Source organism: Micromonospora deserti, assembly GCF_003236335.1.
Taxonomy (GTDB): Bacteria; Actinomycetota; Actinomycetes; order Mycobacteriales; family Micromonosporaceae; genus Micromonospora; species Micromonospora deserti.
Map to the genome: position 1 here is coordinate 1 of NZ_POUB01000227.1, position 9,726 is coordinate 9,726.

Annotated in this window: 8 protein-coding genes and 1 pseudogene; 4 read left to right on the forward strand and 5 right to left on the reverse strand. The window is 73.2% G+C overall.

Annotation, left to right across the window (positions count from 1 at the left end; all coding sequences use genetic code 11):
- A pseudogene (locus C1I99_RS24450) lies at window positions 1-148 on the forward strand (ComF family protein); the annotation flags it as partial.
- Window positions 149-399: 251 nt separating this feature from the next.
- Window positions 400-1,038, forward strand: a complete 639-nt coding sequence (hpf, locus tag C1I99_RS24455) for a ribosome hibernation-promoting factor, HPF/YfiA family (protein WP_111136544.1) — start codon at window positions 400-402, stop codon at window positions 1,036-1,038.
- Window positions 1,039-1,127: 89 nt separating this feature from the next.
- On the opposite strand, the gene C1I99_RS24460 is transcribed toward hpf, so the two are convergent.
- Together C1I99_RS24460 and C1I99_RS24465 are read right to left on the reverse strand one after the other, a co-directional pair.
- Window positions 1,128-2,237 (reverse strand): GNAT family N-acetyltransferase, encoded by a 1,110-nt coding sequence (locus tag C1I99_RS24460; protein WP_111136545.1) that lies wholly within the window; start codon window positions 2,235-2,237, stop codon window positions 1,128-1,130.
- Window positions 2,234-3,397, reverse strand: a complete 1,164-nt coding sequence (locus C1I99_RS24465) for a GNAT family N-acetyltransferase (RefSeq protein WP_233512688.1) — start codon at window positions 3,395-3,397, stop codon at window positions 2,234-2,236. Before C1I99_RS24465 ends, C1I99_RS24460 begins: the two co-directional genes overlap by 4 nt.
- Window positions 3,398-3,557: 160 nt before the next feature.
- Between C1I99_RS24465 and secA the strand changes: the two genes are divergently transcribed.
- Window positions 3,558-6,479 carry a preprotein translocase subunit SecA gene (secA, locus tag C1I99_RS24470; protein ID WP_111136546.1) on the forward strand — a complete coding sequence of 974 codons (2,922 nt, stop codon included), beginning with the start codon at window positions 3,558-3,560 and terminating at the stop codon, window positions 6,477-6,479.
- 261 nt (window positions 6,480-6,740) lie between these two features.
- Here secA and C1I99_RS24475 read toward each other — a convergent pair whose 3' ends face one another.
- The gene (locus C1I99_RS24475) at window positions 6,741-7,343 is read right to left on the reverse strand and encodes an Rv3235 family protein (protein WP_111136547.1); all 603 of its coding nucleotides are present in this window, start codon (window positions 7,341-7,343) and stop codon (window positions 6,741-6,743) included.
- Between the two features lie 104 nt (window positions 7,344-7,447).
- A complete protein-coding gene (locus C1I99_RS24480) occupies window positions 7,448-7,675 on the reverse strand; it encodes a helix-turn-helix transcriptional regulator (RefSeq protein ID WP_111136548.1) in 228 nt (75 codons plus the stop codon).
- A gap of 200 nt (window positions 7,676-7,875) precedes the next feature.
- On the opposite strand from C1I99_RS24480, the gene C1I99_RS24485 reads away from it, so the two are divergent.
- Window positions 7,876-8,385, forward strand: coding sequence for a DUF6912 family protein (locus tag C1I99_RS24485; protein WP_111136549.1), 510 nt, complete (start codon window positions 7,876-7,878; stop codon window positions 8,383-8,385).
- A gap of 51 nt (window positions 8,386-8,436) precedes the next feature.
- On the opposite strand, the gene C1I99_RS24490 is transcribed toward C1I99_RS24485, so the two are convergent.
- Window positions 8,437-9,630: a RodZ family helix-turn-helix domain-containing protein gene (locus C1I99_RS24490; protein ID WP_233512689.1), complete on the reverse strand. Its 1,194-nt coding sequence runs from the start codon at window positions 9,628-9,630 to the stop codon at window positions 8,437-8,439.
- Window positions 9,631-9,726: the final 96 nt, after the last annotated feature.

Below are 9,726 nucleotides of genomic sequence, written 5' to 3' on the forward strand. Positions count from 1 at the left end.
GCCGGGTGGGGTGGCGGTGGTGGTACTGGACGACATCGTCACCACCGGGGCCACCCTCGCCGCGGTGAGCCGGACGCTGGCCGCGACCGGTGCGTCACCGACCGTCGCCGCGGTCCTCGCGGCCACCGAGAAACGGCACCTGTCGTAACCGTTCGTGTTTCCGTTTCACCCGTTGGTGTATGAGCTGTGAAAATTCCCGAGCGGTCTCGGCAACCAGGGGTGACTGCCGGGCAAACACGAGTTAGCGTTTGCCTGTCGGGGGTAGGAGGTCTTCCCACCCGCCCCCGGCGGTGAAAGGAGGCGTAGCCGTACTGACCGGTCGACGCCGAGTGGGACCCCTCCCCGAGGGCGCGCGACCGGAGTTCCGGATCGAACGACCGTCCGAACTAGGGAGGTCACGTGGACATCGTGGTCAAGGGCCGTAACGTCGAAGTGCCGGACCATTACCGGGTGCACGTAGCCGAGAAACTCGCCAAAATTGAGCGCTACGACCACAAACTCATTCGTGTCGATGTCGAGCTGTTTCACGAGCGGAATCCACGTCAGGCGGACCACTGCCAGCGGGTGGAGATCACCTGCGTGTCCCGGGGCCCGGTGATCCGGGCCGAAGCCTGCACGAACGATTTCTACAGCGCCCTCGACGCGGCCATCGCGAAGCTCGACACCCGGTTGCGCCGGGCGGCGGACCGCCGCCGGGTCCACCGCGGCCGCCACGCGCCGCTCTCCGTCGCCGCCGCCACCGCCGGCCTGCCGGTCGCCGACCTCGACGGGCCGCTCGGCGCGTCCGTTGACGGCGCCGGCGCAAGCACGGCCACCGTGGTCGCCGAACGTCCCGACGAGGAGTACGACGACCAGCCCTGGCACCTCGCGCGGGAGAAGGTCCATCCCGCCGAGCCGATGACGGTCGACGACGCGTTGTTCCAGATGGAACTCGTCGGCCACGACTTCTACCTGTTCCAGGACAAGGAGTCTGGCCGGCCGAGCGTCGTCTACCGGCGTCACGCCTACGACTACGGGATCATCTCCCTCGCCATCTGAGCCGCCGGGCGGCGGGGCGGCGTACCCGCCGCTCCGCCGCCCGGGTCAGCGCCCCTGCCGCCGTCGCGATCCCGGCGCCTGGGCGCGGGTCAGCGGAGCTCCCCGGGCAGCAGTCCGAAGATCAGGTCGTCGATCCGGGTGCCGTCCAGGCCCGGCAGCCGGCCGCGCAGCAGCCCCTCCCGGCGGAAGCCCACCCGCTCCAGCACCCGGTGCGACGCGGTGTTCTCGGGCATGGTCCCGGCGGCCAGCCGGGCGATGCCGGCCGGCCCGAAGGCCCAGCCGGCGAGGAGCCGTACCGCGCGGGTGGCGGTGCCGCGGCCGCGTGCGGAGGGCAGCAGCGCGTAGCCGATCGTCGCCTCCCCGGCGTCGGGGTCGGAGTACGTCAGCCCGCAGCTGCCCGCCGGTTCGCCGGTGACCGCGTCGAGGATCAGCAGCCGGGCCGCGGCACCCGTCAGCCAGCCACTCTCCGCCAGCCGGCAGCGCCGCTCGACGGCGGCCCGGGTCGGCGGCACCGGCGGTGCCTGGTTCGCCACCACCTCCGGCCGCGTGTGCAGGCGGTACATCAGCTCGACGTCACCCGCCCCGAGCGGGCGCAGCGTCACCACGCCGTCGCTGAGCCGCCCCTCGGGCAGGTCGGGCAGGAGCCGGCGGGTGGGACCCGGCGGGTCGTCGGCGTGGCGTACCCAGGCGACAAGATCCTGCCGGCCCCCGCCGCGGGTCTGGCCGGCCGCCCGGCGTACCCCCTCGTGGCGGAAGCCGGCGGCGAGCGCCACCCGCTGGCTGGCCGGGTTCTCGGCGTGGGTGAGCAGCTCCAGCCGGACGGTCCCGGCGTGGAACGCGACCTCGGCCAGCGCCCGGGCGGCGGCCGTGGCGACGCCGCGCCCGCGTGCCCACGGCGCGACCCAACAGCCCAGCTCCGCCTGCCGACGCGCGGCCACGACCTGGCCGAGGCCCGCGCCGCCGAGCAGCCGGTCGGTGTCGCGGTCGGCGACGGCGTACGCGGCCCCGCCGCCGCGCCAGGCGGCGGGGGCGCCCTCGGCGATCCACCAGCGGGCGTCCGCCTCCGTGTACGGCTCCGGCATGACGGGGTTGAACCGTAGGACGAGCGGGTCGGCGCAACCGGCGGCCAGGTCGTCGACGTCGTCGGGGCGGAACCGCCGCAGCCGGATGCCGCCCGACTCCACCACCTCCGGGGTCACGACAGGTGCGCGGCGAGCAGCCCGGCCATCCACGCGTCCACGCGTCCACCCCGGTGCGCCACGCCGCCCCGGGCGGTGCCCTCGAAGACGAAGCCGGCCTTCTCGGCGACCCGGCGGGAGGCCGTGTTGCCGACGTTCGCCCGCCACTCGATCCGGGCCAGCCCGAGCGTGGCGAAGCCCCAGGTGCTGAGCGCGGTGAGCGCGGCGGGCATGACGCCCCGGCCCCGGCTCGCCGGGCCGGTCATGAAGCCGACGTCGGCCAGCAGCGGGTCGGTGGGGGAGAGCCGCAGGTCGATCGTGCCGGCGTACCGGTCGTCGACGTCGGCGACCACATAGCAGGCGCTGGTGCCGGCTGCCCAGGCGCCACGGGCGTAGCTCAGGTACGACTCGGCGTCGGCGCGGTCGTACGGGTCGGGCACGCTGGTCCAGCGGATGGTGTCGGCGTCGCGGCAGGTGTCCACCACCGCGTCCAGGTCGCGCTCCTCCATCGGGCGCAGCCGCAGCTCGCCGGCGCCCGCCCCGGCGAAGAGGACGGGCTGGGGGCGGCCGAAGACGGCGGCGCGGCGGGCCTGGAGCGTGCCCGGTCCGGCCGGGCCGGTGGTGCCGGGGTCGGGCACCTCACCGGGCAGCAGCGTGCCGATCCAGCCCTCGACGTCGCCCTCGGGGGGCGGGTCGGCGAGCCGCAGGCGGCCCTCGATCCGGAAGCCGCAGCGGAGCGCGACCAGCCGGGAGGCGTGGTTGCCGAGCTCCGCCTGCCAGATCAGCCGCCGCAGCTTCAGCCCGTCGAACGCCCAGCGGGCGACCGCGCGGGCGGCCCGGACGGCGATCCCCCGGCCCCGGGCCCAGGGCGCCGTCCAGTAGCCGATCTCGCCCGAGCCGGAGCCGGTGTCGATGGCGACGAGCCCGCAGGAGCCGAGCAGCTCGCCGGTGGCCGCGTCGCAGACCGCGAAGGGGGCGCCGGTGCCCGTCAACCAGGCCCGGGCGCTGAACTCCGTGACGAACCCGCTGGCGTGTTCCGGCAGGTACGGGCGGGGTACGGCGGTCCAGCGCTGAATGTCCGGGTCCTGGCAGGCGCGGTGCACCGCGTCGGCGTCGGAGGCCCGCCAGGGCCGCAGCAGCAGGCCGTCCTCGATGATCTCCACAGGCTCCACCCGAGCCATCGTGCCCGACCGTTCGCGGACGGCGTAACCGGATTACCGGTGGCCGGCCACCGGTACGTCCGTTATGTCGGTTTAGCCCAGCCGGACCGTCGCCACCAGTGACCATCGCCCCGATGGAGCGCCTACGATGGTTCGAGACTGTCTAGGGGAGCGTTGATCCGTGTCGATTCTGGAAAAGGTCCTCCGCGCTGGCGAGGCTCGCATGGTGCGCCGGCTCAAGGCCATCGCCGCCGCCGTCAACTCGATCGAGGACGACTACGTCAACCTCACCGACGCCGAGCTGCGCGGCATGACCGACCAGTTCAAGGAGCGGTTGGCCGACGGCGAGACCCTCGACGACCTGCTGCCCGAGGCGTTCGCGGTGTGCCGCGAGGCGGCCGCCCGGGTGCTCGGCCAACGCCCGTACGACGTCCAGGTGATGGGCGGCGCGGCGCTGCACTTCGGCAACATCGCCGAGATGAAGACCGGTGAGGGCAAGACTTTGACCTCGGTCATGCCGGTCTACCTCAACGCGCTCTCCGGCGAGGGCGTGCACGTGGTGACGGTCAACGACTACCTCGCCCAGCGCGACGCGGCCTGGATGGGCCGGGTGCACGAGTTCCTCGGCCTCACCGTCGGCGTGGTCCTGCCCAACCGGCCGGCCACCGAGCACCGCGCCGCGTACGAGTGCGACATCACCTACGGCACCAACAACGAGTTCGGCTTCGACTACCTGCGCGACAACATGGCCTGGTCGAGGGAGGAGCTGGTCCAGCGGGGCCACAACTTCGCGGTGGTCGACGAGGTCGACTCGATCCTCATCGACGAGGCCCGCACCCCTCTGATCATCTCCGGCCCGGCGGAGCACTCGGCCCGCTGGTACCAGGAGTTCGCCGGCGTGGTCGCCCGCCTCCAGCTCGGCAAGGACGGCGAGGGCGACTACGAGGTCGACCACGCCAAGCGCACCATCGCGGTCACCGAGCGGGGTGTGGCCAAGGTCGAGGACCGCCTCGGCATCGACAACCTCTACGAGTCGGTCAACACGCCGCTGGTCGGTTACCTGAACAACGCGATCAAGGCCAAGGAGCTCTACAAGCGCGACAAGGACTACATCGTCAGCGACGGCGAGGTCCTGATCGTCGACGAGTTCACGGGCCGGATCCTGCACGGTCGCCGCTACAACGAGGGCATGCACCAGGCGATCGAGGCCAAGGAGGGGGTGGAGATCAAGCAGGAGAACCAGACCCTGGCCACCATCACCCTGCAGAACTACTTCCGCCTCTACGAGAAGCTCTCCGGCATGACCGGTACCGCCCAGACCGAGGCGGGCGAGTTCAACAAGGTCTACCAGGTCGGCGTGGTGACCATCCCGACGCACCGGCCGATGGTCCGGCAGGACCGCCCGGACGTCATCTACAAGACCGAGAAGGCCAAGTTCAACGCCGTCGTGGAGGACATCGCCGAGCGGCACGTGCTGGGCCAGCCGGTGCTCGTCGGCACCGTCTCGGTGGAGAATTCCGAGATCCTCTCCCAGCTGCTGCGCCGCCGCGGCATCCCGCACGCGGTGCTGAACGCGAAGTTCCACGCCCGCGAGGCGGAGATCGTCGCCCAGGCCGGCCGTAAGGGCGCGGTCACCGTCGCCACCAACATGGCCGGCCGGGGCACCGACATCCTGCTCGGTGGCAACCCCGAGTTCCTCGCCGCCAACGAGCTGCGCCAGCGCGGCCTCGACCCGGTGGAGAACGAAGAGGAGTACGCCAAGGCGCTGGAGGAGGTCCTGCCCAACTGGAAGCAGGCCTGCGACGCCGAGGCGGAGGAGGTGGCCGCCGCCGGTGGCCTGTACGTGCTGGGTACCGAGCGGCACGAGTCCCGCCGTATCGACAACCAGCTGCGTGGTCGGTCCGGCCGGCAGGGTGACCCGGGTGAGTCTCGCTTCTACCTGTCCCTGCAGGACGAGCTGATGCGGCGCTTCCGCTCCGGCGCGGTCGAGGCGGTCATGGAGCGCTTCAACATCCCGGAGGACGTGCCCATCGAGTCGAAGATGGTCACCCGCCAGATCAAGAGCGCGCAGGCCCAGATCGAGGGCCAGAACGCCGAGATCCGCAAGACCGTCCTGAAGTACGACGAGGTGCTCAACAAGCAGCGCCAGGTGATCTACGCCGAGCGCCTCCGGGTGCTCAACGGCGAGGACCTCTCCGAGCAGGTCCGCAACATGATCGACGACGTGGTCGAGGCGTATGTGCGGGGCGCCACCTCCGAGGGGTACGCCGAGGACTGGGACCTCGAACAGCTCTGGTCCAGCCTCAAGCAGCTCTACCCGGTCGGCATCACCATCGAGGAGATGGAGGAGGAGGCCGGCGGTTCACGCGCCGGCATCGACGCCGACTTCCTGCTCGCCCGGCTCAAGGAGGACGCGCACGCCGCGTACCACCGGCGCGAGGAGCAGCTCGGCGAGGAGGCGGTACGCCAGCTGGAGCGGATGGTGCTGCTCCAGGTCATCGACCGTAAGTGGCGTGAGCACCTCTACGAGATGGACTACCTCCAGGAGGGCATCAACCTGCGGGCGTACGCCCAGCGCGACCCGGTGGTGGAGTACCAGCGCGAGGGCTTCGACATGTTCGCCACGATGATGGACGGCATCAAGGAGGAGACGGTCGGCTTCCTCTACAACCTGGAGGTTCAGGTCGCCGAGCCGGAGCCGGCGGCTGAAGAGGTCAAGCTGCTCGACAAGCCGGTCGAGATCCGGGCCAAGGGTCTGGCCCGGGCGCCGCAGCGGCAGGGCCTGCAATACTCCGCGCCGACCATCGACGGCGAGGCGGGCGCCGGTGCGGTCGCCGTCGAGCGGGCCGACCAGCAGGCGCCGGCGCTCGGCATCGGGCGGCCGGCGAAGGCTGCCCCGGCGGCGCCGGGCACGACCGCTCCGGCGGCGCCGCAGCGTCCGGCGACCGGGTTGAGTGGCCCGGCGGTCGCGTCGAGCGCCGCCCGGCGGACGGCCCCGGGGCAGGCGGAGGGCAGCAACGGCCCGTCCCGCAACGCCCCGTGCCCGTGCGGGTCCGGCCGCAAGTACAAGCGCTGCCACGGCGCCCCCAACAACGGCGCCTGATCCCGCGCACCGTCGTTGTGCCCTGGCCCCGTCGTCGGCGTACGGCACGGCGGCTGACCGCCGCCCCGATAGCCGGCACCGGGCCGGGGCGCGGCGCCGTCGATGGTGGCGACGGATGAAGACCCGGGACGCCCACCGCCTGAGCCAGGTGGGCACCCCGGGCAGCCAGGGATCGGCCCGAGGCGGCGCGGGTCAGGGCCGGGCCAACGCGAGGAACGCGATGACGGGCCCTCGGCTGACCAGCCGGGCCCGCCGATGCGGTCAGAGGACCTGGAGGGCGGTGCAGAGCCAGGAGCCCCGGCGGCGTTCCAGGCGTAGCGCGGCCGCCCAGGTGTTCCCGGCGCCGCTGGCGAGCACGGCGGCCACCTCCACCGCGCCGGGCCGGGGCTCGCACACCCGTAGCCGGCGCAGCCGTACCGCGGGCCGGGCCGACCGGCGGCGGACCGGGCCGGTGCGGCTGCCGGCCCGGGCCAGCTCGGGCAGCACCCCGGCGGCGCGGGTCGGGTCGAGCAGCGGCCGGAGCTGGCCGGGTGGGCGGTAGCCGTTGAGCACCTCCACCCAGATGCCGAGGAACCGGTGGGCGGCCCGGCTGGCCTCCGGGGTGGCGGTGGCCAGCGCCTCGGGCGGCAACGGGCCCGGTATACGCCGACCGGGCCGGACCGGGGTCGGCCCGACCCGCTGCCGGCGCCCCGGCGGCCGGCCCGGCTCGCGGCAACCGGGATCGAACAGGTCGAGGACGAGCTGACCGTGGCCCGGGACCGGCCAGCGGGCGTCGTCCTCGTCGACGAACGGGGGCTCCGACGACGGGGCGGGCCGTAGCCGGATGGGCGGCCGGGTAGGCCCGGGCCGACGGGTGTCGGTCATCACGTGCCCCCTCAATCCTTACGTTTGCGTTCGTTTGCTTTCGACCACGTGCAATTGTCGGGCATGGCAGAGCCCCCGGTCAATGGCTGTGCGGATCGGTGACGTCACTCAGGGTCGCGGTCGACAAGCGGGTTGCTCCGGACCCACTCGGCGGTCTCCGCGTACTTGCCCTCGATGTACTCCTCAAGCCGGGCGCGCTCCACGCGCCACTGGCCACGCCCGCCGATCTTGATTGCGGGCAGTTCGCCGCTGCGCACCATGTGGTACACCTGCGAGTCCGACACGTTCAGCTCAGCCGCCACGTCGGAGAGCAGCAGGAACCTCGGCTCCACGGAAACTCCCGGGGTTGGCGTCGTTTGCCTCAGTTTGCCATCGGCCGCCGACGTGGCCCAACAACCGACCCGGCGGGGGACACACCGGCGAGGAACTTCCACCGGACGAGTGCGAGGTGTATGACGGTCACGACGTACGGCATGATCGGCGCCCGGAGCCGGCGCGGGCCGGCGAAGGACCTGAGCGGGGGAGACGACCGGTGACCGACGAGCTAGTCCGGGTGTACGTGCCGGCGACCGTCCCGATGCTGGCCATGTTGCGCGAGCAGGGGCTGGCCGCGGCGGAGGCCCACGCGGTGACCCCCGCGTTGCGTGAGTGGTACGCGGAGGGCGACGAGGAGGAGTTGGAGTACGTCGCGTTCACCCGTGCCGCCCAGGACGCGCTGCAGTTGCTGCGGGCGGACCCCGGTGCGCCCCGCCGCCGGGTGGTCGTGTCGGCGGACCTGCCGGCCGCAGCGGTCAGCCGCGGCAACGCCGAGCTCGGCTCCAGCACGGTCAGGCTGAACGCGCCCGTGCCGGTGACCGCCGTGGCCGCGATCCACCTGGACGGCGCGGAGGCGGTCGAGGACGTGGCGGCCGCCGCGAACGTGGTCACCGAGGCGCTCGCCGGCGACCCGGACGCCCAGTTCACCGTCGACGGCGCCGAGGACCACGAGCTGGAGTGGTACGACGTGACCGAGCTGGACCTGCTGCTGCGTTCGGCGTCCTGACCGAGGGGTGTGGGCGTGACGAGTGCGCCGGGAGAAGCGGAGGGCGCCGGGTCAGCGGCCCGGCTCGGCCTCGACAGGTTCCGGCTCGTCGTCGGCGTGGCCCGGGCCGAGGGTGCGGCCGAACGCGATCACCGCGGTCAGCGCGCCCACGAAGAGCACCCAGATGCCGTTGTCCACCCGGGAGGTGCCCAGCGTCGTCTGGGCCACCGCGTCCGCCTCGCTGAGCGCGCCGGCCAGGTCGAGCAGCGAACGCCCGCCGACCCGGATGATCACCTCGGCGAGCAGCAGGAGCAACCCTGGTCCGGCCCCGGCGAGCAGGTACCCGGGCCAGCGCAGGGCCGGCGCCGCTGGATCCCGGCGGAGCGCCCGGCGGCGGGCCCAGGTCAGGTAGCCGAACGCGAGCAGCCCGGCCAGCAGCCCGGCGAGCAGCGACTCGGTTCGTGACACCCACTTCGCCGCGTTGACCAGCGACTCCTGGGTGTCGCCGGCGCCGAACAGGTCGAAGAGCGGGTCCCGGGCCCGGCTGAACGCCACCACGAAGATCAGCGTGCCCAGCGTGGCGGCCACCACCGCGCCGACGACGGGTGCGGTGCGGGCGCCGGCCAGCGCGCCGCCGATGATCGCGGCGGCAGCGGTGGTGCCGGCGATCACGTTGGTGGTGGCGTTGTCGGCGTACGTCAGGTTGATCGCGAACGCGGCGGCCAGCCCGACCAGCAACCCGGTGGCGACCGCGGCCACGAAGCGCAGGGTCACCCGGTCGCTGCCCCGGCGGGCGAGCAGGTCGACCCCGAGCAGCGCGAAGGCGGCGCCGGCGACCAGTGCAGCCGAGATCACCCCCGGCAGCGCGAAGGCGGAGAGGCTGATCGCGGTGATCCCGGCCGCCGCCGAGCTGATCGCCTCGCGGGTCGACCACAGCATCGCGGCCAGCCAGCCGAGCGCCAGCAGCGCGAACACCGCCGCGCCGGGCGCGAGCGCCGGCCCACCCGGGCCAGTGTCGTCGGCGTTCGCGCCGGGCGGATCGCCCGCGTCGGTGTCGGCGCGAGCTGGCTGGGAGGTCGCGCCGGTGTCGCCAGCCGGCTGGTTCGTGGCGGTGGCGGTGGTGCCGTCGGCGCGAGCCGGCTGGTCGATGGTGGCGGTGGTGTCGGCGGCGCGAGCTGACTGCTCCGTCGCCGCGGCGGTCCCGTCGACCGCCGGCACGGGCTGGTCCGACTGCGCGGCGGCGGAGCCGCCGGGCTGCTTGCTCATCGTCTCCCCTTCGACGGGCGCCCGGCGCACGACACCACCGGCCCAGGCGGACACACCACAGCCACCCAGCCTACGCCCCCCACCCCAATCTCCTCT